The organism is Mycobacterium lacus (genome assembly GCF_010731535.1).
Lineage (GTDB): Bacteria > Actinomycetota > Actinomycetes > Mycobacteriales > Mycobacteriaceae > Mycobacterium > Mycobacterium lacus.
This window is the reverse complement of sequence record NZ_AP022581.1, coordinates 2,916,684-2,940,669: the sequence shown is the minus strand read 5'-3', so window position 1 is coordinate 2,940,669 and position 23,986 is coordinate 2,916,684. Positions and strand designations below refer to the sequence as shown.

Sequence of the window (23,986 nt, the reverse complement as noted above, 5' to 3'; positions counted from 1 at the left end):
TGTCCGGTCGGCTCGATCAACCGTGTGCGCCAGTCGCGCCATTCGCGCCCGCAACACCGCCGACGCCGTCGCTGCCGGACGTGATTGACCCGAAGCCCCCCGCGCCGCCGCCGCCGGCAGCGCCGCCCGCGCCGCCGGCACCGCCCGCACCACCCGCGCCGCCGGCACCGGTGCCGCCGGTGCGTCCGATCAGCCACCCCCCAGACCCACCCGTGCCACCGAAGCCCGGGGCACCGCCGGCACCGCCGTTGCCGCCGTTGCCGCCGTAACCGCCGTCGCCACCGTCGCCGCCTATGAACTGGAGAGACGCGCCGCCACCTGTACCGGCTCCGCCGGCGCCACCAGCCCCGCCGGCGCCGCCGTCGCCGCCCGCGCCACCGGCACCGGCGTTGCCGCCGGCGCCGCCGGCGCCGCCGTCCCCAATCAGCAGCCCGCCCGCGCCCCCGTGACCGCCCAGACCCCCGGCGCCACCCGTGCCGCCCGTGCCGAGGGCGCTGCCGCCGTTACCTCCCGTACCGCCGTCGCCGCCGATGGCCGAGTTGCCTGCGCCGGCGATGTTGCCGGCATCGCCGCCGCCGCTACCGCTGCCGCCGGCACCGCCGGGGGCGCCGGCACCACCGTCGCCGCCGGTGCCGCCGCTGCCTCCGATGCCGCCGCTGCCCGCCAGCAGACCGCCGCGACCGCCGTTGCCACCGGTGCCGCCGGCACCGCCCGCGCCGCCGGACACGTCGGTGTCGTGGCCGTTACCGCCGCTGCCGCCATTACCCCCGGTGGAGTTGCTGACCGCACTGGCGTTCCCGCCTTTGCCACCGTTTCCGCCGGCACCGCCGAGAGCCTGCCCGTTGCCTCCGTCACCGCCGGCACCGCCGACGGCGGTCGCGCCCCCGGACGTGGTGGCGGTCCCGCCGGCACCGCCATTGCCGCCGTTGCCGCCGTTCCCGCCGTCGCCGCCGTGGCCGCCGGTGGCGGTGCCAACTGAGGTGCTCACGCTGCCGCCTGCCCCGCCGGTCCCGCCGGTCATGGCCACCCCGCCGTCAGCTCCGGCCCCGCCGGGGCCGCCGACCCCATTGGCCGCGGTTGAATTTGCGCCGTCGCTGCCGGGCGCGGCCGTGCCAACGGGGATGGGGTTGCTGCCGGCGACGCCCGTGGCCCCGGTGCCGCCCCGCCCGCCGATTCCGCCGTTTCCGAGCAGGACGGCGCTGCCACCGTGACCGCCGTGCCCGCCAACGCCGCCGTTGACACCCGCGACGCCGAGCCCGCCTTGGCCGCCGGCCCCACCATTGCCGAACAGCAGGCCCCCCATTCCGCCGTTGCCACCCGCCGCGCTCGTCCCCCCGGCGCCGCCGGCCCCGCCGTTGCCGATCAACCCCGCGTCCCCGCCGGCACCGCCAGCTTGGGTGGGTCCACCGGCGGCGCCGTTACCGCCGTTGCCGTACAGCAACCCGCCCGGCCCGCCGGCCTGACCCGGTGCCGACCCGTCGGCGCCGTTGCCGATCAGCGGGCGTCCCAGCAGGGCCTGGGTGGGCGCGTTGACCAGGTCCAGCAGCGCGTCCAAAGGTGACGCGTTGGCGGCCTCGACGCTGGCATAGGCGCCCCCGGACGTGGTCAAGGCCTGCACGAACTGGGTATGGAACGCCGCCGCTTGGGCGCTGAGGGTCTGATAGCTGCGGGCATGCGCCCCAAACAGCGCCGCGATCTGCGTCGACACCTCGTCGGCGGCCGCGGCCACAACCCCGACCGTCGTCAGTGCCGCCGCGCCGTTTGCCGCCTCGATCGCCGAACCAATCTCCGCCAAATCCGTGGCCGCCGCCGCAACCAATTCCGGTGAAGCGACCACGTACGACATCGGTTACCTCCCAGGGAGAACCGGACTCGGATTGTGCGGATTGTATGGCGGCCGGGGCCGCGCAGTGTGCGCTTCGGGGCAAACGTCTTGGGCTGGCTGCGCCCGGGAGGCATCGGTCCGGGTAGCTATGCGCGTCGGGATAACCTGGGACCGGCACAGCCCAGGAAAGGAACCCGGTGTCAGAACTGGCCAGAACCGACGTCGTGCTGGTGGGCGCGGGCATCATGAGCGCCACCCTGGGTGCGTTGCTGCGACGGCTGGAGCCGGACTGGTCGATCACCCTGATCGAGCGGCTGGACGCCGTCGCCGCCGAAAGCAGCGGTCCCTGGAACAATGCCGGCACCGGGCACTCCGCGCTGTGCGAGATGAACTACACCCCCCAGCGACCCGACGGTTCGATCGATATCGCCAAGGCCGTACTCGTCAACGAGCAATTCCAGGTCACCCGCCAGTTCTGGGCGTATGCCGCCCAGAATGGGATCCTGACCGACGTGCGCGGCTTCCTTAACCCCGTCCCGCACGTGAGTTTCGTGCACGGGGCGCAGCGCGTCGACTACCTACGGCGGCGATGGCTGGCGCTGGCCGCCAACCCGTTGTTCGGCCGCACCGAATTGATCGACGACCCGGACGAATTCGCCCGCCGGCTGCCGTTCATGGCCGCCAAACGTGGTTTCTCCGAGCCGTTTGCGCTCAACTGGGCCCAAGACGGCACCGACGTCGACTTCGGAGCGCTGTCCCGACAGCTCATCGGCTTTTGCGTGCGCAACGGCACAACCGCGCTGTTCGGTCACGAGGTCGGCAACCTGTCGCGACGGTCCGACGGCGGCTGGACGCTGAGCGTCAGGAACCGCCGTAGCGGCGAAAAGCGCAAGCTGACCGCCAAATTCGTTTTTGTCGGCGCTGGAGGTGGCGCGTTGCGGTTGTTGCAAAGGTCCGGCATCGCCGAGGTGAAGGGCTTCGCCGGCTTTCCGATTGGCGGCCGGTTCCTGCGCACCGACAACCCGGCGCTCACCGCGGCGCACCGGGCCAAGGTGTACGGCTCTCCGTCGCCGGGCGCGCCACCGCTCGGCGCGCTGCACTTGGACTTGCGGTTTGTCAACGGCAAGTCCTGGCTGGTATTTGGGCCGTATGCCGGGTGGTCGCCAAAGTTCTTGAAATACGGCCGCTTCAGCGATCTGCCCCGGTCGGTCAAGTCGGATAACCTGCTGTCCATGCTTGGTGTGGGCGTCACCCAGGTCAAGCTGCTCAACTATCTGGTCGGCCAGCTGCGGCTCTCCGAGCCCGACCGTGTCCGTGCGTTGCGCGAATTTGCACCCAGCGCATCCGATTCCGATTGGGAGCCGACGATAGCCGGTCAACGAGTGCAGGTGATCCGGCGAGACAAGCGCAAGGGCGGGGTGCTCGAGTTCGGCACCACCGTGCTGTGTTCAGCGGACGGCAGCATCGCCGGGGTGCTCGGCGGTTCCCCGGGGGCGTCGACCGCCGTGCCGATCATGCTGGAGGTGTTGGAGCGCTGTTTCGCCAACCGGTATCAGTCCTGGCTGCCCGCGCTCAAGGAGATGGTGCCGTCGCTGGGGGCCGAGCTGTCCCGCGAACCCGCGCTGTACGACGAGGTGTGGTCATGGGGCACCAAGGCACTGCAGCTGGACGTCGCATGACCGAAACGCTGCGCCGCATGTGGGCCAAAGACCTTGACGCCCCGACCCTTTACGAATTGCTCAAGCTAAGGGTGGAGGTTTTCGTCGTCGAACAGGCGTGCCCGTATCCGGAGCTGGACGGACGTGACCTGCTCGCCGAGACCCGGCACTTCTGGCTCCAAACGCCGGAGGGCGAGGTGATCTGCACGCTGCGGCTGATGGAAGAGCACGCCGGAGGCGAGAAGGCGTTCCGGATCGGCCGGCTGTGCACCAAACGCGATGCGCGTGGACAGGGCCACACCACCCGGCTGCTGCGCGCCGCGCTGGCCGAAGTGGGGAACTATCCGTGCCGGATCGACGCGCAGACCTATCTGGCGGACATGTACGCCCAGCACGGATTCGTCCGCGACGGCGACGATTTCATCGACGACGGCATACCGCATGTGCCCATGCTCAAGCCCTCACGCCCGCCTCCTGCGCAGGCCGATACCCCGCCTGCATCGTCGGCGGGCGGGCCCGGCTCCGGTCTGGCGGCGCAGCCGTGAAGCCGTACCCATTCAGCGCGATCGTCGGGCACGACCAGCTGCGCCTCGCGCTGCTGCTGTGTGCGGTCCGCCCGGAGATCGGCGGCGCGCTCATCCGCGGCGAGAAGGGCACCGCCAAGTCGACGGCCGTGCGCGGGCTGGCCGCGCTGCTGTCCGCGGCCACCGGGAGTAGCGGGGCCGGCCTGGTCGAGATGCCGCTGGGCGCAACCGAAGACCGGGTGGTCGGCTCACTGGATCTGCAGCGGGTGCTGCGCGACGGCGAGCACGCGTTCTCACCCGGGTTGCTGGCGCGTGCGCACGGCGGCGTGCTCTACGTCGACGAGGTCAACCTGCTGCACGATCACCTGGTCGACGTGCTGCTCGACGCCGCCGCGATGGGACGGGTACACGTCGAACGCGACGGCATCTCCCATTCACACGAGGCCCGGTTCGTGCTGATCGGCACGATGAACCCGGAAGAGGGCGAGCTGCGTCCCCAACTGCTGGACAGGTTCGGTCTCACCGTCGACGTGCACGCGTCACGTGATGTTGACGTGCGGGTGCAGGTCATCCGCCAGCGGATGGCCTACGAGGCCGATCCCGATGCGTTCGCCGAGCGCCACGCCGACGCCGACGCCGAACTCGCGCGCCGGATCGCCGCCGCGCGCGCGATCGTCGACGATGTGGTGTTGCCGGACAACGAGTTACGACGCATTGCGAAGCTGTGCGCCGCGTTTGACGTCGACGGCATGCGGGCCGATCTGGTGGTCGCCCGAACCGCCGTCGCCCACGCCGCCTGGCGCGGCGTCAAGGCCGTCGAGGAGCAGGACATCCGGGTGGCGGCCGAATTGGCGCTGCCGCATCGGCGCCGTCGGGACCCGTTCGACGATCACGGCATCGACCGCGACCAGCTGGACGATGCGCTGGCGCGGGCCGGTGCTGACCCGGAGCCTGATCCCGACCCGCCCGGCGGCGGCGGGTTCACCGATAAGTTTGCGCCGCAACCGAACTCGCAATCTGGTTCGAAGCCGCAACCGCCGCGGCCCAGTGCGCCGCCTTCGCAGACCTTCCGTACCCGCGCGCTCACCGTGCCCGGGGTCGGTCAAGGGGCGCCGGGACGACGATCACGGGCCCGCAACGCCTCCGGCAGGGTCGTGGCCGCCGCCGACGGCAACGACGCCCACGGACTGCACCTGTTCGCCACCCTGCTGTCCGCCGCCGAGCGCACCACGGGCGCCGGGCCGTTGCGCCCGCGGCCCGATGATGTCCGCCGGGCCGTCCGCGAGGGACGAGAAGGCAATTTGGTGATCTTTGTCGTCGACGCCTCCGGCTCGATGGCCGCCCGGGATCGCATGGCCGCGGTCAGCGGCGCCACCCTGTCGCTGCTGCGCGACGCCTACCAACGGCGGGACAAGGTCGCGGTGATCACCTTCCGCCAGCACGAGGCGCGGTTGTTGCTCCCGCCGACCTCGTCGGCGCACATCGCCGGCCGCCGACTGGCCCGGTTCGACACCGGGGGCAAGACGCCGCTCGCCGAGGGCCTGCTGGCCGCGCGTGAGCTGATCCTCCGGGAGAGGGTGCGCGACAAGGCTCGACGGCCGTTGGTGGTGGTGCTCACCGATGGCCGGGCCACCGCCGGGCCGGACCCGTTGGGCCGCAGTCGAACCGCGGCGGCCCGGCTGGTCGCCGAGGGCGCGGCCGCCGTGGTCGTGGATTGCGAAACTTCGTATGTGAGGCTGGGGTTGGCCGGGCAATTGGCCCGCCAGCTGGGGGCGCAAGCGGTGCGGCTGGAGCAGTTGCACGCCGATCACCTGACGCGGGCCGTGCGTTGCGTGGCATGAGTGGGTACAGGTAACCGTTTATGCCACAAGGTAATCCGCTCCAGGTGCCCGATGATGGCCTGACCACCCGGGCCCGGCGCCACACACCAGTGCTGGCCGTGCATACCGGTGCCGGCAAGGGGAAGTCGACGGCGGCGTTCGGGATGGCGTTGCGGGCTTGGGATGCCGGGCTGGACGTTGCCGTCTTCCAGTTCGTCAAGAGTGCCAAGTGGAAGGTGGGCGAGGAGGCGGCGTTTCGTCAACTCGGCCGGTTGCACGACCAGCACGGAGTGGGCGGATCGGTGGAGTGGCACAAGATGGGCAGCGGCTGGTCCTGGACGCGTACGTCGCGCAAGGCCGGCAGCGACGCCGAGCACGCGGCGGCAGCTGCGGACGGCTGGGCCGAGATCGCGCGCCGGCTGGCCGCGCAACGCCACGACTTCTATGTGCTGGACGAATTCACCTACCCGCTGCAGTGGGGCTGGCTCGACGTCGACGAGGTGGTGGACGCCTTGCTGGCCCGGCCCGGCTTTCAGCACGTCGTGATCACCGGGCGCGACGCCCCGGCGCGGTTGGTCGAGGCCGCCGACCTGGTCACCGAGATGACCAAGGTCAAGCACCCGATGGATGCGGGGCGCAAGGGGCAGAAGGGCATCGAGTGGTGAGCGTTGATGTGCGCGGCGAGCGCGCGTGTCTGCGCCACGACACGCCGTATCGGGCGGCATATTGCGCACGCTCGCGGCGCCGGGTCACGACGTGACCCGCGTACCCGCGGTGGTCGTATCGGCTCCCGCGTCCGGTAGCGGAAAGACCACCGTCGCAACCGGTTTGATCGGAGCCCTGCGGCAGGTGGGCCACACTGTGGCACCTTTCAAGGTGGGCCCGGACTTCATCGACCCCGGCTACCACACGCTGGCCGCGGGACGGCCCGGCCGCAACCTGGATCCGGTTTTGGTGGGGGAAACGCTTATTGGCCCGCTGTACGCCCACGGTGCTGCCGGCGCCGACATCGCCGTCATCGAGGGCGTGATGGGCCTATTCGACGGTCGAATCAGCGAAGCCGCGACCGCTGCGGCGGCAGGCTCCACCGCGCACGTGGCCGGTCTGCTCGGCGCCCCGGTGGTCCTGGTGGTCGACGCGCGTGGCCAGAGCCATAGCATTGCGGCGCTGCTGCACGGGTTTTCCACGTTCGACACGACGACCCGGATTGCGGGCGCGATCCTCAACCGGGTCGGAACGGCCAGACATGAGCAGGTGCTGCGGCAGGCGTGCGAGCGGGTCGGTGTCGCGGTGCTGGGCGCCATCCCGCGCACCGCTGAATTGGAGCTGCCGACCAGGTATCTGGGACTTGTCACCGCCGTGGAGTACGGCGGTCGTGCACTGTCGGCGGTGAACGCGATGACCGCCCTGGTCGCTCGCCACGTCGACCTCGCCGCGGTGATCGGCGCCGCGGGAAGCACGGCCGCCGCTCCGCCGTGGGACCCCGAAACGGCGGTGGGCGAGGCAGCGGGCCCGCGACCCACGGTCGCGATGGCGGCTGGCAAGGCATTCAGTTTCGGCTATGCCGAACACGCCGAGCTCTTGCGGGCCGCCGGGGCCGAAGTGGTCGAGTTCGACCCGCTCGTCGACCCGCTGCCCGACGGGACCGGCGCGGTGCTGCTGCCCGGGGGTTTCCCCGAGCAGTTCGCCGCGGAGCTGTCGGGCAACGATGTCGTTCGTCGACAGATCGCCGAGTTGGCCGCCGCCGGCGCGCCGGTACATGCCGAATGCGGGGGGCTCACCTATCTGGTGTCCGAACTCGACGGATACCCGATGTGCGGCGTGCTGGCCGGATCGGCGCGGTTCACCCAACACCTCACGTTGGGATATCGCGACGCCGTCGCGGTCGCCGATTCGGCGCTGTATTCGGCCGGCCAGCGGGTGGTTGGGCATGAATTCCACCGCACCGCAATCACTTTCACCGATAACTATCAGCCGGCGTGGATATATCGCGGCCAGGACGAAGCCGCACATGACGGCGTGGTGCATACCGGGGTGCACGCGTCATACCTGCATACCCATCCGGCTGCCAAGCCCGATGCGCTCGCCCGCTTCGTCGCACACGCCGCCGCCACTAAGCTTGGCGGGTGACTGAGAGTCCCTACCTCGTCGGACTGCGACTGGCCGGCAAGAGGGTCGTCGTCGTCGGCGGGGGCACGGTGGCCCAGCGTCGGCTGCCCCTGCTCATTGCCAGCGGCGCAGACGTGCATGTCATCTCCCGGAGCGCCACCCGGGCCGTCGAGGCCATGGACGGGATCACCCTGGTGACCCGTGAATACCGCGACGGCGACCTCGAGGGGGCATGGTATGCGATCGCGGCCACCGACGACGCGCACGTCAACGCGGCCGTCGTCGCCGAGGCCGATCGCCGCCGCATCTTTTGTGTCCGTGCCGACATTGCCGTTGAGGGGACGGCGGTCACCCCGGCCTCGTTCAGCTACGCGGGACTATCGGTGGGTGTGCTGGCCGGTGGCGAGCACCGCCGTTCGGCGGCGATCCGATCGGCCATTCGTGAGGCGTTGCAACAGGGCCTTATCGCCGCCGAGAGTTCCGATGTCGTCCGCGGTGGGGTCGCGCTGGTCGGCGGCGGCCCTGGCGATCCCGAACTGATCACGGTGCGTGGCCGCCGTCTGCTCGCCCAGGCCGATGTGGTGGTCGCCGATCGGCTCGCGCCGCCCGAACTGCTGGCCGAGCTGCCGCCTCACGTGGAGGTCATCGACGCGGCCAAGATCCCGTATGGCCGGGCCATGGCTCAGGACGCGATCAACGACGTCATGATCGAACGGGCCAGATCGGGGAAGTTTGTGGTGCGCCTCAAAGGGGGGGACCCCTTCGTGTTCGCCCGGGGTTATGAGGAAGTGCTGGCCTGCGCCGACGCCGGAGTTCCGGTGACCGTGGTGCCGGGTGTGACGAGTGCCATAGCGGTGCCCGCGCTGGCGGGCGTTCCCGTCACCCACCGGGCCACAAATCACGAGTTTGTGGTGGTCAGCGGCCATCTCGCGCCGGACCACCCCGAATCGTTAGTAAATTGGAATGCACTGGCCGCAATGACGGGCACCATCGTTTTGCTGATGGCGGTCGAACGCATCGAGCTTTTCGTGGAAGCCTTGATTAGAGGCGGACGACCTGCGGATACGCCAGTGCTGGTGGTTCAACAAGGAACGACGGCCGCTCAGCAGACGTTGCGGACGACCCTCGCTGACACGCCGGAGAAGGTCCGCGCGCAGGGGGTTCGACCTCCCGCGATCATCGTGATCGGGGCCGTAGCGGCGTTCGGGGTTTAAACAATTCTTAAGATTACTGTAAGGTAACCCGCTATGACGGCTCTCAATGACACAGAGCGGGCAGTCCACGACTGGACGTCCGGCCGCCAGGAACGTCCGGCCCCGGAGCGTCCGCCGCGCCCGACCGTAACCGTCTCAGAGCGTCTTAGCAGGTATTACCCGACCTGGCTGCCCTCGCGTAGCTTTGTCGCCGCCGTCATCGCCATCGGTGGTATGCAGCTGCTGGCGACCATGGACAGCACCGTCGCCATCGTGGCGCTTCCTAAGATTCAGAACGAGCTGAGCCTGTCCGACGCCGGCCGCAGCTGGGTGATCACCGCCTACGTGCTGACGTTCGGTGGGCTGATGCTGCTCGGGGGTCGCCTCGGCGACACCATCGGACGCAAGCGCACCTTCATCGTCGGCGTCGCGCTGTTCACCATCTCGTCGGTGCTGTGCGCGGTCGCCTGGGACGAGGCGACGATGGTCATCGCGCGGCTCTCCCAGGGCATCGGGTCTGCGATCGCTTCGCCGACCGGTCTGGCGCTAGTCGCGACCACCTTCCCGAAGGGGCCGGCCCGTAATGCCGCGACGGCCGTGTTCGCCGCGATGACGGCGATCGGCTCGGTGATGGGCCTGGTGGTCGGCGGGGCGCTGACCGAGGTTTCCTGGCGGCTGGCCTTCATGGTGAACGTGCCGATCGGGCTGGTGATGATCTACCTGGCCCGCACGGCGCTGCGGGAGACCAGCAGAGAGCGGATGAAGCTCGACGCGACCGGGGCCGTGCTGGCCACGCTGGCCTGCACGGCCGCCGTCTTCGCCTTCTCGATGGGGCCGGAGAAGGGCTGGATCTCCATCACCACGATCGGCTCGGGCATGGTGGCCTTGGCGGCCGCCATCGCGTTCGTCGTAGTGGAGCGCACCGCCGACAACCCCGTCGTGCCGTTCCGCCTGTTCCGCGACCGCAACCGGCTGGTGACGTTCACCGCGATCTTCCTGGCCGGGGGTGTCATGTTCAGCCTGACGGTGTGCATCGGCCTGTACGTGCAGGACATCCTGGGGTACAGCGCGCTGCGCGCGGGCGTCGGCTTCATCCCGTTCGTGCTCGCGATGGGCATCGGTCTGGGTATCTCGTCGCAGCTGGTGTCGCGGTTCTCACCACGCGTGCTCACGATCGCCGGTGGGTACCTGCTATTTCTCGCCATGCTGTACGGCTGGTGGTTCATGCACCGCGGCGTGCCGTACTTCCCGAACTTGGTGGCGCCCGTCGTCGTGGGCGGGATCGGCATCGGCATGGCCGTCGTCCCGCTGACGCTGTCGGCGATCGCCGGCGTCGGCTTCGACCAGATCGGCCCGGTGTCGGCGATGACACTGATGCTGCAGAGCCTGGGTGGGCCGCTGGTGTTGGCCGTCATCCAGGCCGTGATCACCTCGCGCACGCTGTACCTGGGCGGTACCACCGGCCCGGTGAAGTTCATGAACGACGTTCAGCTGCAAGCCCTTGACCACGGCTACACCTACGGCCTGCTATGGGTGGCCGGGGCGGCCGTCATCGTCGGCGGCGCGGCGCTGCTCATCGGCTACACCCCCGCGCAAGTTGCCCACGCGCAAGAGGTCAAGGAAGCGATCGACGCCGGCGAGCTATAGCCGGCCGAGCAGACACAAAGGTGCCTTATTTCGGGCAGACCTGGGAGCTTTCGCGTCTGCTCGGCTAACTAGGCTTGCGCGCTGTGATCACCCGGATGTCCGAGTTGTTCCTGCGCACGCTGCGCGACGATCCCGCCGACGCCGAAGTCGCCAGCCACAAACTGCTGATCCGGGCGGGATACGTACGGCCCGTCGCGCCCGGGCTCTACAGCTGGCTACCACTCGGCCTGCGGGTGCTGCGCAAGATCGAACGCGTCGTCCGCGACGAGATGAACGCGATCGGCGGGCAGGAGATTCTGTTCCCGGCGCTACTGCCGCGGGCGCCGTACGAGACGACCAACCGGTGGACCGACTACGGCGACGGGGTATTTCGCGTCAAGGACCGTCGCGGCAACGACTACATGCTGGGCCCGACGCACGAAGAGTTCTTCACCCTGACGGTGAAGGGCGAATACAGCTCCTACAAAGACTTTCCGCTGCTGCTGTACCAAATCCAGAACAAATACCGCGACGAGACGCGGCCGCGCGCCGGCATCCTGCGCGTCCGGGAGTTCCTCATGAAGGACTCCTACTCCTTCGACATCGACGACGCGGGCCTCAAGGCCGCCTACCACGCGCACCGCGAGGCCTATCAGCGCATCTTCGACCGACTGCAGGTGCGCTATGTCATCGTGTCCGCGGTGTCCGGGGCGATGGGCGGCAGCGCGTCGGAAGAGTTCTTGGCCGAGAGCCCGATCGGTGAGGACACCTTCGTGCGGTGCCTTCAGTCGGGTTACGCGGCCAACGTCGAGGCGGTCGTGACCTCGCGCCCGGAGACGCTGCCCATCGACGGGCAGCCCGAGGCGGTGGTCTACGACACCGGTGACACCCCGACCATCGCCAGCTTGGTGGCTTGGGCGAACGAGGCCGACCTGGGCCGCGCGGTCACCGCCGCGGACACCTTGAAGAACGTCATGGTCAAGGTTCACCCGCCGGGCGGGGATTGGGAGCTGCTGGCCATCGGCGTGCCGGGCGACCGCGAGGTCGACGACAAGAGGCTGGCCGCGGCGCTGGAACCGGCCGACTACGCATTGCTCGACGACGACGACTTCGCCAAGTATCCGTTCCTGGTGAAGGGTTATATCGGACCGAAGGCGTTGCGGGACAACAATGTTCGCTACCTCGTCGATCCGCGGGTGGTCGACGGCACCAGCTGGATCACCGGGGCCGACGAGCCCGGCCGCCACGTGGTCGGGCTGGTGGCCGGCCGCGACTTCACCGCCGACGGCACCATCGAGGCCGCCGAGGTGCGCGACGGTGATCCATCTCCCGATGGTGGCGGTCCGCTGGTATCGGCGCGCGGTATCGAGATCGCGCACATCTTCCAGCTTGGCCGCAAATACACCGACGCGTTCACCGCCGACGTGCTCGGTGAGGACGGCAAGCCGGTGCGGCTGACCATGGGCTCCTACGGCCTCGGGATTTCGCGGTTGGTGGCCGTTATCGCCGAGCAGCATCACGACGAGTTGGGACTGCGCTGGCCGTCAGCGGTGGCACCGTTCGACGTTCACCTCGTGATCGCCAACAAGGACGCGCAGGCGCGCGCGGGAGCCGCCGCGTTGGCAGCCGACCTGGATCGGTTGGGCGTTGAGGTGCTCCTCGATGACCGCCAGGCCTCGCCCGGCGTGAAGTTCAAAGACGCTGAACTGCTGGGTATGCCTTGGATCGTTGTCGTGGGGCGAGGCTGGGCGGACGGCGTGGTCGAGCTGCGCAACCGCTTCAGCGGCGAGATTCGCACGATGACCGTCGGTGCGGCGCTGGCCACCGATATTGTGGCGACGGTCACCGGCTAGCGACGGCGCTAGTCCGAAGTTGCGACTGTTGGGTTAGGTGATTTCTTGGGTTTACCTGGGGTTTTGCCGGTTCGGGTGGGTGTTTGTTCTGGCTACGCGGCGATGGTGAGGGGAATGGTGGTGTCGATGAGGTCGAAGGCGCGGCGTTGGTCGGGGGTGGGTTCGGTGAGTTTGTCGATTTCGATGTCGGTGTCGTGGTAGCGGATGCGGTCGCGGGTGAGGGTGCCGAGATGGTCGAGCAGGCCGCGGAAGCTGCGTAGCGGGTTGCCGTCGGCGTCGTGTTTTGTCGAGGCTTTCGCGTTGGCGGCGGCGGAGCGTTGCGCGGCGCGACCGGGTTGTCGCGCGCCGGTGGTGTTTCGTCGGTGAAGGTCAGCGGCGCCCAGGCCTGCGTAGGTGCCAGACGAGGTAGCAGGCCAGCAGGCAGATCAGCACGTGCGCGCGCACGCTGATCGAGACGGTGATAGATGGGTCGCAGATCCAGGTCGTCGGCTTTGATGATGCGAAAGTCGCGTTCGATATTGGCCAGGTTCTTGTAGCCGGCGACGACGCCGGCCGCATCGAGGGTGTCGGGGTCAACGCTGGTGCGTAGCACGTAGATGCCATCCAGGGCGGCTTCGGCGTCGATGGCCGCCTGGTTGCGTGCGAAGGTGAAGCTGGTGTCGGTGATGGTGGTGACAAAGTGCTTGTCCACCTTGTATTTTCCGCTGACTTTGCCGAGGGCTTTGCCGATCTCGGCGGCGCCGGACAAGGTGCCGCGGTCCACCGGTCCTTGATCCGGGCGAGCTCTTTGTCGGTGGCGTCCAGTAGATCGCGGCGTTTGCGGGCACGCTCGGCCGCCAGAGCGGGTTGCGGCAGGCGATGAGCCGTTCGTCGGGGTAGTCGGGGTGGACGATCTCGGCCAGGTCCTGGGTGTCGAACAGGGTCATCTGCAGTGGCCCGTCGTCACGGGCGAGTTTGGCGATCGCCGGTGCCCGCAGCGCGGTGATCCACCCGAAATCGGTTGGGGCGTCGGGGTTGTCGTTGAGTTCGCGCAGCATGCCGATGCGCGCGGAGGTGATCATGCCGCGATCACCCACCAGCACCAGGTCGGTGAGGCCGAAGGTGGCGGGCAGTTCGGCGACGATCTCGGTGAACGCGACCGGGTCGGCGGTATCCCCGCGCACCACCCGCACCGCCACCGGCCGTCCGCCGGGGTCGGTGAGCACCCGTACTCGATCTGCGCGCAGCCCTTCTTGCCGTCGCGGGAATACCCGTGCGCGGCCAGCTCACAACACCGCCCGGTCACCCACGAACTGGTCAGGTCAAACAACGCCATCCGATGCGGGTTTGCTTGCGGGCTCAGGTGTTTGGCGGCCAGTTTGCGCTCGATCGCATCTTGGCGGTGCGCCAGCCAGTCCATCGCCGCGTAGATCTCGTCGGTCGACGCCCCCCGCCACGTCCAGATCGACACCCAACGTGGTATCGGGCCACCGTGACAGGGTGGACAGCTTGGACGCTGGGCGGATCACCCGCGAGATGATCAACGCGAACACCACATCGCGTGACCGGCAGGCCGGGCCCAGCAGCGCGGGAAACCCGAGCCGATGCGCCATCGCCGACACCGCGGCCACATGCCCGTGCGGCAGCGAGCGGGTCTTGGTGAACTCGCTGCCCGCCGGGATCAGGGCCTGCCCCCTTCAGCGTCGCCTCCAGCGCGGTGATCGAGGCCGCCGGCAGCATCGACAGGTTGGCCACCGTCTCGTTCCGCACTTTGGCGCCGTCGCGAAACGTGCGGCGCAGATACACCGATTCGTAGTCACGCCGCCGCCCCTGCTTATCCACATGAGTCTTCTTGACTCTGACTACGTGGACTTTCCCCATGTTGCGCGGCATACCAAGCATCGTAACCGACCTACCGCGACGATCATCAACACAACACACCAGTATTCTGACTACAAACACCAGGGCTTCAACACCCGAAACGTCAGGTCACATCACACTTCCGCGTCAGAACCCGTCGCAACTTCGGGCTAGTTTTGCCGAGCAGACGCAAAATCCCCCAAAACAGGGCTCTTCTGACAGTTCCGTGGGTGGATAGCAGCGAAGTAGGGGCGCACGCCGTTGTGGCTTAAGGTTTCTGGCTTGTGAAGGGTCCGAAACCAAAGGAGCCAGCAACGACGTGCGCAATGTGAGGCTATGGCGTGCGCTGCTTGGTGTCGACCGCCGCACGGTAATCGAGGACATCGAGTTCGCTGAAGACGGCGATGGCGCGGAGTTGGTGGTGGCGCGGGTGCGCTCGCGCAGCGGTATGTCGGGCCGCTGTGGCCGCTGTCAACGCAAGGCGCCCTGGTATGACCGGGGTGAGGGACCGCGGCGGTGGCGGGGCTTGGACTTGGGCACGATCCGGGTGTTTTGGAGGCCGAGGCGCCGCGGGTGAATTGCCCGCCCATGGGCCGACCGTGGTGATGGTGCCGTGGGCGCGTCACCATGCTGGACACACGTTTGCCTTTGATGACACGGTGGCCTGGCTGGCGGTGGCCTGCTCGAAAACCGCGGTGTGCGAACTGATGCGAATCGCCTGGCGCACCGTGGGGGCAGTCGTGGCCCGGGTGTGGGCCGACACCGAAAAGACCGTCGATCGGTTCGCCAATCTGCGTCGTATCGGCATTGACGAGATTGCCTACAAACGCCACCACAAGTATTTGACGGTGGTGGTCGACCACGACAGCGGCCACCTGATCTGGGCCGCGCCGGACGCGACACCGCCACCCTGCGGCGCTTCTTCGACGCGCTGGGTGCCGACCGGGCCGCGCAGATCACCCATGTGTCCGCCGATGCGGCGGACTGGATCGCCGACGTCGTCGCCGAGCGTTGCCCGGCCGCGATCCGTTGCGCCGATCCGTTTCACGTGGTGGCCTGGGCCACCGAGGCCCTGGACGCCGAGCGGCGCCGGGCCTGGAATGACGCGCGGACGCTGGCGCGTACCGAGGCCAAATGGGGCCGTGGCCGGCCCGCCAAGAACACCGCGCCGCGGCCGGGTCATGAGCGGGCACGGCGGCTCAAGGGTGCCCGCTATGCGCTGTGGAAAAACCCCGAAGACCTCAGCGAACGTCAAACCGCCAAACTGGCCTGGATCGCCAAGACCGATCCCCGGCTATACCGTGCCTATCTGCTCAAAGAGGGCCTACGGCACGTGTTTTCGGTCAAGGGCGAGGAAGGCAAACAGGCCCTGGACCGGTGGATCTCCTGGGCGCGGCGCTGCCGCATCCCGGTATTCGTCGAGCTGGCCGGCCGCATCGTGCGCCACCGCCAGGCCATCGACGCCGCCCTCGACCACGGCCTGTCCCAGGGACTGATCGAATCCACCAACACCAAAATCCGGGTCCTGACCCGCGTCGCGTTCGGGTTTCACAACCCCGCCGCACTGATCGCGCTGGCCATGCTCGCCCTCGGCGGCCACCGCCCACACTGCCCGGCCGCGGCTAACACCCCACCAGGGCACCCCTGGCGGGCCCCTTCCGCAGCGTCGCCGATTCTGCGCCACCCGCGCGTCGGTGTCCATGTCGTTCCGCCTCGCTGCGCTCGGGGGGCTCCACATGGACACCTCCCACGCAGGCAGCGCCAACGAGCAACTATCGCGGAAGGGAGCAAGAAGAAACTTCCAACCCATCAACCCACGGATAGGTCAGGAGCACCCAAAACAGGCTGGTTTTGGGGGATTTTGCGTCTGCTCGGCAAAACTACTCGTTCCCGCCCGGGAAGGACGCGGTGATGGGCCAGGCGCCCAGGACCCGGTTCCAGCGGGCGGCCATGACCGCGCTCTGGGTTAGGGCCGTCGACGCGAACGCGCGGTCACCCGCCGTGTCGGCGCGCTCGACGACCGCGCGCCACGCGGTCGCACCGTCGTTCTCCATCCGCACGGCCAGCCGCGCCGCATCCGCCGCGCTGCCCACCTGCATGGGCAGCTGGTAGCCCGCAGCGGCGACCGGGGCGGTGATCTTGCGGGCGGCCAGCATCGCGATGACATCGTCGCGGCGCTGGCGGTGCTGGGTCAACGCCTCCGCCACCAACGAGTTGACACTCGGAGGCGACAACGCCGACACGATGCCGTAGCCGTAAATAGTCGCGTGCTCGATGGCCAGTGCGTCGCTGAGCGACGTGTTGTCGCCGTTCTTGCCGGTGGGGGACCGCTTCGGAGTGGCACCCGGGGTCGGCTCGGATGAGGTCATATCGAGGGACCCCCGGGCACGAGGGCAACCGTGTAGGACGCGGTGCAGGAAGCGGCGATGGAGGCCAGCAGCCCGGCCCGGTAGCCCGACGCGGTGGCCACCAGGCGACCGGCATTTTCGGCCGACGAGCGCAGCGAATCGATCACGTCGGACACCGGTGGCGGCGGTGGCGCCGGCTCGGTTGGGCTGGGGCCAGGGCTAGAGCTACTCGTTTCGTTCGTTGCGGAGGCGAGTTTGCCCGCGGCCCGGGCGATTTCGGTGGCCAGGGCGCGCGCGTGCGCGGCACGTTGGGAGGCGACCACGGTCAACGCGGCGGCGATCTGCGGCGGGTTCCCGACCGCCTGGGCCGCTGCGGAAGCCAGGGCGCTGTCCCGCCGCGCCTGGTCCAACGGCGACAACAGCTCGTCGACCGCGGGAGGCTTGGGCGGGGGCCCGCCGCAGGCGGACACGACCACCCCGAGCGCAGCGAGAGCGGCACCACCGGCGAGCACACCCCGCCTGTCAACGACAGGTACTGCTCTGGGCACAGCAACATCCTGCCACTAGAACCCACCGCGATGGCGGCGGGCACGGCGCGGTGACCTTGACGAGGCGATGACGGCTGGATTGGCGATTCCTGGCGTATCGTTGATAACTGGCTCTCCGGATTTTCTCCGAACGCCGGTCTTGGTGTGCGGTGAGACCCTGGGAGCCGCGCCTGGCGGCGATTTGTGCCAGATGACCGGACAACTCAAGATGAGGAGCTCGCCGTGACCACCGGGCTACCGTCGCAGACGCAGGTGATCGAGCTACTCGGTGGAGAGTTCGCGCGCGCCGGCGTTGAGATCGAAGACGTGGTCATCGACACCCATGTCCGCCCGCCGCGGATTGCCGTGATCGCCGACGGTGACATCCCGCTGGACCTCGACACCATAGCCGCGCTGTCGCGTTCGGCGTCAGCCTTGCTGGACGGCCTGGACGGCATCCGCGACCGCTACGTCCTCGAGGTCAGTTCGCCCGGTGTGGAACGCCCGCTGACCAGCGAGAAGCACTTCCGGCGCGCGCGCGGCCGCAGGATCGAGCTGGTGCTGTCGGACGGATCGCAGTTGACCGGTCGAGTCGGCGAGACGCGGGCTGACGCGATCGCGCTGGTGGTCCGGCAGGGCCGGGAATTGGCGGTACGCGAAATTCCACTTTCCGACATTGTGAAAGCCGTTGTCCAGGTTGAGTTTTCGCCACCAGCCCGAGCCGAGTTGGAACTGGCGGGATCGGCCGAGACGAGTCGGCCCCGTGGGACGGAGGCCGGAGCGTGAACATCGACATGGCGGCGCTGCATGCGATCGAGGTGGACCGCGGCATTTCCGTCAATGAACTGCTCGAGACGATCAAGTCGGCGCTGCTGACCGCCTACCGGCACACTCATGGCCACCAGAACGACGCGCGCATCGATATCGACCGCAAGACCGGCGCTGTCCGGGTGATCGCGCGCGAGACCGATGCCGACGGCAATCTCATCAGTGAATGGGACGACACCCCCGAGGGGTTTGGCCGTATCGCTGCCACCACCGCGCGTCAGGTGATGCTGCAGCGATTCCGCGACGCCGAAAATGAGCGCACCTACGGCGAGTTCTCCACCCGTGAGGGTGAGATCGTCGCCGGCGTGATCCAGCGCGACAGCCGCGCCAACGCCCGTGGCCTGGTCGTGGTCCGGATGGGCACCGAGACCAAGGCGTCCGAGGGTGTGATCCCGGCGGCCGAACAGGTCCCCGGCGAGAGCTATGAGCACGGCAACCGCCTGCGGTGTTACGTGGTCGGCGTGACCCGGGGTGCGCGTGAGCCGCTGATCACGTTGTCGCGCACCCACCCCAACCTCGTACGCAAGCTGTTCTCACTGGAAGTTCCCGAGATTGCCGACGGGTCGGTAGAGATCGTGGCGGTGGCGCGGGAAGCTGGCCATCGCTCCAAGATCGCGGTGCGCTCGAACGTTCCCGGCCTCAACGCCAAGGGCGCTTGCATCGGTCCGATGGGGCAACGGGTTCGCAATGTGATGAGCGAACTTTCCGGGGAGAAGATCGACATCATCGACTATGACGAAGACCCGGCCCGTTTCGTCGCCAACGCGCTGTCGCCGGCGAAGGTGGTTTCGGTGACGGTCATCGACCAGATCGCCCGGGCCGCTCGCGTCGTGGTGCCCGATTTCCAGCTGTCGCTGGCCATCGGCAAGGAGGGGCAGAACGCTCGGTTGGCGGCTCGGCTCACCGGGTGGCGTATCGACATCCGCGGTGATTCCCCGAGTTCTCCGGCTGGCCAGCCCGAACAGGGCGCTAGCCGCGGAATGGCACACGAGCGGTAGCCCGGCGACGATGCAGACGGCGCAGCCGTCTGGGGAGAGCTGGACAATCGGGCTTGAGCACCCGACGGCTTATCCCCGGGTGGTTCTGACCACCCATTTGGTGACGCTAGACTGAGCCGTGATCCAGCGCGAGCCTTCGGCCCCCCAAACCCGCTGGGCGCACAGAAGCACGGATGGTCCCGTGCGAACGTGTGTCGGGTGCCGGAGGCGAGAGTTGGCCGTCGATCTGCTTCGAGTGGTGGCTGTGTCGATCGGGAACGGCAACTACGCCGTGATCGTTGACACAGGCGGAAGCCTGCCGGGGCGGGGTGCGTGGCTGCACCCCACACGGCAGTGCGTGCAACGGGCGATTCGACGGCGGGCTTTCACCAGAGCGCTGCGCATCGCCGGTGCACCGGACACATCCGCGGTGGTCGAGCACATTGGTGGTTTGAGTGAGCTCGCCCCACCGGGCAACAGAACAGGTAGCAACGAACATGAGCACACCGTGAAGTCCCGATGACTCCCACCTCTATGCGTTACAGCTAGCACTCGAGGCGCGGCCCACGACTGTCGCCTCATGGACAGGAGATGTAGTGGCAGGTAAGGCCCGCGTACACGAGTTGGCCAAGGAACTCGGTGTAACCAGCAAGGAAGTTCTCGCCCGACTGAGCGAACAGGGCGAATTCGTCAAATCGGCATCGTCGACGGTGGAGGCACCCGTCGCCCGGCGGCTGCGCGAATCGTTCGGTGGCGGCAAGGCGGCGTCCGAGAAGGCTCCGGCCAAGGCCCCCGGCAAAGGCCCGGACAAGTCCCTCGACAAGGCGATTGACAAGGCCCCCGGCAACGGCGAGGCGGCCGGCGCGGCTGTCAAGGCCGTCGGCTCCGGTGCGGCGGCAGCTGCCACCGCGCCTCCTTCTCCAGCCGCGACGGCCGCGGCTTCCGCGCCGCCAGCTCCCGGACAGCTGCCGCCGACGCCCGGCCCGTCCGCGCCCCACCCGGGTATGACGCCGGGTCCGCGTCCGGGCCCGGCGCCGAAGCCGGGGGTTCGCACGCCGCGCGTCGGCAACAACCCGTTCTCGTCGGCGCAACCGGTCGACCGGCCCATCCCGCGTCCGGCGGCTCCTCGCCCCGGAGCGGCCCGGCCAGGGGCGCCGCGTCCGGGCGCTACGCCCGGCAGCATGCCGCCGCGTCCCGGCGGCGCGGCCGGTGGACCCCGCCCACCACGCGCCGGTGCGCCGCGACCCGGTGGCCGTCCCGGTGGGCTCGGCGTCGGCCGCCCCGATGCCGGTGGTAACTACCGCGGTGGCGTGGGCGCCGCGCCCGGAGCCGGCCCCGCAGGTTTTCGGGGTCGCCCCGGTGGCGGCGGGCCGGGCGGCGGTGGTGGCCGTCCCGGGCAGCGCGGCGGTGCGGCCGGCGCGTTCGGCCGTCCCGGCGGCGCGCCCCGGCGCGGCCGCAAGTCCAAGCGGCAGAAGCGGCAGGAATACGACTCGATGCAGGCCCCGGTCGTCGGTGGCGTGCGGTTGCCGCATGGGAACGGCGAGACGATCCGGCTGGCCCGCGGGGCGTCGCTGAGCGACTTCGCCGAGAAGATCGACGCCAACCCGGCGGCGCTGGTGCAGGCGCTGTTCAACCTCGGCGAGATGGTGACGGCCACGCAGTCGGTGGGCGACGAGACGCTCGAGCTGCTGGGCAGCGAGATGAACTACAACGTTCAGGTCGTCAGCCCCGAGGACGAAGACCGCGAACTGCTCGAGTCGTTTGACCTGACCTACGGGGAAGATGCGGGCGACGAGGCCGCCCTGCAGACTCGCCCGCCGGTGGTGACGGTGATGGGCCACGTCGACCACGGCAAGACCCGGCTGCTGGACACCATCCGCAAGGCCAACGTCCGCGAGGCCGAGGCCGGCGGCATCACCCAGCACATCGGCGCGTACCAGGTGTCGGTCAACCTCGACGGCAGCGAGCGGCCGATCACCTTCATCGACACCCCGGGTCACGAGGCGTTCACCGCCATGCGTGCCCGCGGCGCCAAGGCCACCGACATCGCGATCCTGGTGGTCGCGGCCGACGACGGCGTGATGCCCCAGACGGTGGAGGCGATCAACCACGCGCAGGCCGCCGACGTGCCGATCGTGGTGGCGGTCAACAAGATCGACAAGGAGGGCGCCGACCCGGCCAAGATCCGCGGGCAGCTCACCGAATACGGTTTGGTGGCAGAGGATTTCGGTGGTGACACGATGTTCGTCGACATCTCGGCGAAGGTGGGCACCAACATCGATCAGCTGCTCGAGGCGGTGTTGTTGACCGCGGACGCCGCCCTGGACCTGCGGGCCAACCCCGACATGGAGGCCCAAGGCGTGGCCATCGAGGCGCACCTGGACCGCGGTCGCGGTCCCGTCGCCACCGTGCTGGTGCAACGCGGCACGCTGCGCGTCGGCGACTCGGTGGTCGCCGGCGACGCGTACGGCCGGGTCCGCCGGATGGTCGACGAGCACGGCGAGGACGTCGAGGCGGCGTTGCCGTCGCGTCCGGTGCAGGTCATCGGCTTCACGTCGGTGCCCGGCGCGGGCGACAACTTCCTGGTCGTCGACGAGGACCGCATCGCGCGCCAGATCGCCGACCGGCGCAGCGCCCGCAAGCGCAACGCCCTGGCGGCGCGCAGCCGCAAGCGGATCAGCCTGGAGGACCTGGACTCGGCGCTGAAGGAAACCAGCCAGCTGAACCTGATCCTCAAGGGCGACAACGCCGGTACCGTCGAGGCGCTGGAGGAGGCCCTGATGGGCATCCAGGTCGACGACGAGGTGGCGCTGCGCGTCATCGACCGCGGCGTCGGTGGCATCACCGAGACCAACGTCAACCTGGCGTCGGCCTCGGACGCGATCATCATCGGCTTCAACGTGCGCGCCGAAGGCAAGGCCACCGAGCTGGCCAACCGCGAAGGCGTCGAGATCCGCTACTACTCGGTCATCTACCAGGCGATCGACGAGATCGAAAAGGCACTGCGCGGCCTGCTCAAGCCGATATACGAGGAAAACCAGCTGGGTCGCGCCGAGATCCGGGCGTTGTTCCGGTCCTCGAAGGTCGGCCTCATCGCCGGCTGCCTGATCACCTCCGGGGTGGTGCGCCGAAACGCCAAGGCCCGGCTGTTGCGAGACAACATCGTGGTCGCCGAGAACCTTACGATCGCGTCGCTGCGGCGGGAAAAGGACGACGTGACCGAGGTCCGCGAGGGCTTCGAGTGCGGTCTGACGCTGGGGTACGCCGACATCAAGGAAGGCGACGTCATCGAGTCCTACGAGCTCGTTCAGAAAGAACGCGGGTAATGGCTGACCAGGCCCGGGCGCGTCGGCTGGAGAAGCGGATCTACTCGATCGTCGCGTCGGCGATCGAGTACGAGATCAAGGACCCGGGGTTGGCCGGTGTGACAATCGTCGACGCCAAGGTGACCGCCGACCTGCACGACGCCACGGTGTACTACACGGTGATGGGACGCACGCTGGACGACGAGCCGGATTACGCCGGCGCAGCCGCGGCGCTGGAGCGGGCCAAGGGCACGCTGCGCAGCAAGGTCGGGGCGGGCACCGGCGTGCGATTCACTCCCACCCTGACGTTCACCCGGGACACGACGGCGGACAGCGCGCATCGAATGGACGAGCTGCTGGCTCGGGCCCGCGCCGCCGATGCCGATCTCGCGCGGGTTCGGGTCGGGGCAAAGCCGGCGGGGGAGGCGGATCCGTACCGGGTGAGCAGGGAGCCCAACCCTAAGGACACCGGTGACGGCGACCGACCCGAAGACTGAGCTGGCCGCGGACGTCGGACGCGTCGATGCTTTCGGCGCCGCCGAACTACTGTCGGCGGCGACGACGATCGGGGTGGTCTGCCACGTCAATCCCGACGCCGACACCATAGGTGCCGGGCTGGCGCTGGCCATGGTGCTTGACCGGTGCGGCAAGCGGGTTCAGGTCAGCTTCGCCGCGCCGACGACACTGCCCGAGTCGCTGCGGTCGCTGCCCGGCTGCCACCTGCTGGTCGCGCCGGAGGGCATGCGCCGCGACGTCGATTTGGTTGTGACCGTTGACGTTCCGACTGTCAACCGACTCGGCGGGCTCAGTGACCTGGCGGCGCCGGGCCAGGAGCTGCTGGTCATCGACCATCACGCGTCCAACGACATGTTCGGCACCGCGAACTTCATCGACTTGTCGGCGGATTCCACCACGATGATGGTCGCCGAACTGCTCGACGCGTGGGGGAAGCCAATAGACACCGACGTCGCGCACTGCATTTACGCCGGGCTGACGACCGACACCGGGTCGTTTCGCTGGGCCAGCGCGCGCGCTCTACGGCTGGCCGCCCGGCTGCTCGACATCGGTGTGGACAATGCCGCCATCAGCCGGACGCTGATGGATACCCATCCGTTCGCGTGGTTGCCGCTGCTTTCGCGGGTGCTGGGCTCGGCGCAGTTGGTGCCCGAGGCGGTCGGCGGTCGGGGGCTGGTCTACGTGGTCATCGACCATCTGGAGTTCGCCCGCGCGCGCTCGGAGGAGGTGGAAAGCATCGTCGACATCGTGCGCACCACGGCCGAGGCCGAGGTGGCGGCGGTGTTCAAGGAGGTCGAACCGCGGCGGTGGTCGGTGTCGATGCGGGGCAAGGCCGACGTGGATTTGGCGGCCGTGGCTTCGGGGTTCGGCGGCGGCGGCCACCTGCTGGCCGCCGGCTATACGACCACCGGCTCGATCGATGACGTGGTGGCGTCGCTGCGGGCGGCGCTCGGCTAGCCGCCTTGACGGAAGCGGATTCTGACCCGGGCCGACATGGCGGGCCTCCTCCCGGCGATGGGCCGTGACCGAAACGGCGTA

Annotated in this window: 16 protein-coding genes and 3 pseudogenes; 15 read left to right on the top strand and 4 right to left on the bottom strand. The window is 68.9% G+C overall.

Features of this window, described 5'->3' with window-relative positions; translation table 11 throughout:
* Positions 1–16 precede the first annotated feature (16 nt).
* A complete protein-coding gene (locus tag G6N24_RS13535) occupies positions 17–1,846 on the bottom strand; it encodes a PE family protein (protein ID WP_163745509.1) in 1,830 nt (609 codons plus the stop codon).
* Positions 1,847–2,022: 176 nt separating this feature from the next.
* Here G6N24_RS13535 and mqo point away from each other — a divergent pair, with 176 nt between their 5' ends.
* The 8 genes and pseudogenes from mqo to G6N24_RS13495 all read left to right on the top strand — a co-directional run bounded on the left by mqo (position 2,023) and on the right by G6N24_RS13495 (position 12,608).
* Positions 2,023–3,504 (top strand): malate dehydrogenase (quinone), encoded by a 1,482-nt coding sequence (gene mqo / locus G6N24_RS13530; protein WP_085158061.1) that lies wholly within the window; start codon positions 2,023–2,025, stop codon positions 3,502–3,504.
* Positions 3,501–4,028, top strand: coding sequence for a GNAT family N-acetyltransferase (locus G6N24_RS13525; protein ID WP_085158063.1), 528 nt, complete (start codon positions 3,501–3,503; stop codon positions 4,026–4,028). The genes mqo and G6N24_RS13525 overlap by 4 nt, the downstream gene beginning before the upstream one ends.
* Positions 4,025–5,848, top strand: coding sequence for a magnesium chelatase subunit D family protein (locus tag G6N24_RS13520; RefSeq protein WP_085158065.1), 1,824 nt, complete (start codon positions 4,025–4,027; stop codon positions 5,846–5,848). Before G6N24_RS13525 ends, G6N24_RS13520 begins: the two co-directional genes overlap by 4 nt.
* 20 nt (positions 5,849–5,868) lie before the next feature.
* On the top strand, positions 5,869–6,492 hold the full coding sequence (gene cobO, locus G6N24_RS13515) for a cob(I)yrinic acid a,c-diamide adenosyltransferase (RefSeq protein WP_085158067.1): 624 nt from the start codon (positions 5,869–5,871) through the stop codon (positions 6,490–6,492).
* Positions 6,493–6,583: 91 nt separating this feature from the next.
* Positions 6,584–7,957, top strand: coding sequence for a cobyrinate a,c-diamide synthase (locus tag G6N24_RS13510; RefSeq protein ID WP_085158075.1), 1,374 nt, complete (start codon positions 6,584–6,586; stop codon positions 7,955–7,957).
* Positions 7,954–9,161: pseudogene (cobA, locus tag G6N24_RS13505) on the top strand (uroporphyrinogen-III C-methyltransferase). Before G6N24_RS13510 ends, cobA begins: the two are co-directional and overlap by 4 nt.
* A gap of 22 nt (positions 9,162–9,183) precedes the next feature.
* The gene (locus G6N24_RS13500; RefSeq protein ID WP_085158071.1) at positions 9,184–10,776 is read left to right on the top strand and encodes an MFS transporter; all 1,593 of its coding nucleotides are present in this window, start codon (positions 9,184–9,186) and stop codon (positions 10,774–10,776) included.
* Positions 10,777–10,859: 83 nt separating this feature from the next.
* Entirely contained in the window at positions 10,860–12,608 is a 1,749-nt protein-coding gene (locus G6N24_RS13495; protein WP_085158073.1) for a proline--tRNA ligase, read from the top strand.
* Between the two features lie 92 nt (positions 12,609–12,700).
* Here G6N24_RS13495 and G6N24_RS26100 read toward each other — a convergent pair.
* Positions 12,701–14,480, bottom strand: a pseudogene (locus G6N24_RS26100) (IS1634 family transposase).
* A 286-nt stretch (positions 14,481–14,766) separates the two neighbouring features.
* Here G6N24_RS26100 and G6N24_RS13485 point away from each other — a divergent pair.
* Positions 14,767–16,080, top strand: a pseudogene (locus G6N24_RS13485) (ISL3 family transposase); the annotation flags it as partial.
* 247 nt (positions 16,081–16,327) lie between these two features.
* On the opposite strand, the gene G6N24_RS13480 reads toward G6N24_RS13485, so the two are convergent.
* Together G6N24_RS13480 and G6N24_RS13475 are read right to left on the bottom strand one after the other, a co-directional pair.
* Entirely contained in the window at positions 16,328–16,816 is a 489-nt protein-coding gene (locus G6N24_RS13480) for a ferritin-like domain-containing protein (protein WP_085158533.1), read from the bottom strand.
* Positions 16,813–17,343 carry a hypothetical protein gene (locus G6N24_RS13475; RefSeq protein WP_085158531.1) on the bottom strand — a complete coding sequence of 177 codons (531 nt, stop codon included), beginning with the start codon at positions 17,341–17,343 and terminating at the stop codon, positions 16,813–16,815. The genes G6N24_RS13480 and G6N24_RS13475 overlap by 4 nt, the downstream gene beginning before the upstream one ends.
* 222 nt (positions 17,344–17,565) lie before the next feature.
* Here G6N24_RS13475 and rimP point away from each other — a divergent pair, with 222 nt between their 5' ends.
* The 6 genes from rimP (at position 17,566) to G6N24_RS13445 (ending at position 23,905) form a co-directional block, all read left to right on the top strand.
* Positions 17,566–18,108: a ribosome maturation factor RimP gene (gene rimP / locus G6N24_RS13470; protein WP_085158529.1), complete on the top strand. Its 543-nt coding sequence runs from the start codon at positions 17,566–17,568 to the stop codon at positions 18,106–18,108.
* Positions 18,105–19,148, top strand: coding sequence for a transcription termination factor NusA (nusA, locus tag G6N24_RS13465; RefSeq protein WP_085158527.1), 1,044 nt, complete (start codon positions 18,105–18,107; stop codon positions 19,146–19,148). Before rimP ends, nusA begins: the two co-directional genes overlap by 4 nt.
* A gap of 118 nt (positions 19,149–19,266) precedes the next feature.
* Positions 19,267–19,650, top strand: coding sequence for a YlxR family protein (locus G6N24_RS13460; protein ID WP_179963430.1), 384 nt, complete (start codon positions 19,267–19,269; stop codon positions 19,648–19,650).
* A gap of 73 nt (positions 19,651–19,723) precedes the next feature.
* Positions 19,724–22,453, top strand: coding sequence for a translation initiation factor IF-2 (gene infB / locus G6N24_RS13455; RefSeq protein WP_085158525.1), 2,730 nt, complete (start codon positions 19,724–19,726; stop codon positions 22,451–22,453).
* On the top strand, positions 22,453–22,929 hold the full coding sequence (gene rbfA, locus G6N24_RS13450; RefSeq protein WP_085158523.1) for a 30S ribosome-binding factor RbfA: 477 nt from the start codon (positions 22,453–22,455) through the stop codon (positions 22,927–22,929). Before infB ends, rbfA begins: the two co-directional genes overlap by 1 nt.
* Positions 22,904–23,905, top strand: coding sequence for a DHH family phosphoesterase (locus G6N24_RS13445; protein WP_085158521.1), 1,002 nt, complete (start codon positions 22,904–22,906; stop codon positions 23,903–23,905). The genes rbfA and G6N24_RS13445 overlap by 26 nt, the downstream gene beginning before the upstream one ends.
* Positions 23,906–23,986 lie beyond the last annotated feature (81 nt).

Excerpts from the sequence above, each read along its gene's own strand:
- G6N24_RS13500 (WP_085158071.1), top strand. The coding sequence starts at position 9,184 with ATGACGGCTCTCAATGACACAGAGCGGGCAGTCCACGACTGGACGTCC.
- G6N24_RS13480 (WP_085158533.1), bottom strand. The coding sequence starts at position 16,816 with ATGACCTCATCCGAGCCGACCCCGGGTGCCACTCCGAAGCGGTCCCCC.
- cobO (WP_085158067.1), top strand. The coding sequence starts at position 5,869 with ATGCCACAAGGTAATCCGCTCCAGGTGCCCGATGATGGCCTGACCACC.
- rbfA (WP_085158523.1), top strand. The coding sequence starts at position 22,453 with ATGGCTGACCAGGCCCGGGCGCGTCGGCTGGAGAAGCGGATCTACTCG.
- G6N24_RS13535 (WP_163745509.1), bottom strand. The coding sequence starts at position 1,846 with ATGTCGTACGTGGTCGCTTCACCGGAATTGGTTGCGGCGGCGGCCACG.
- G6N24_RS13525 (WP_085158063.1), top strand. The coding sequence starts at position 3,501 with ATGACCGAAACGCTGCGCCGCATGTGGGCCAAAGACCTTGACGCCCCG.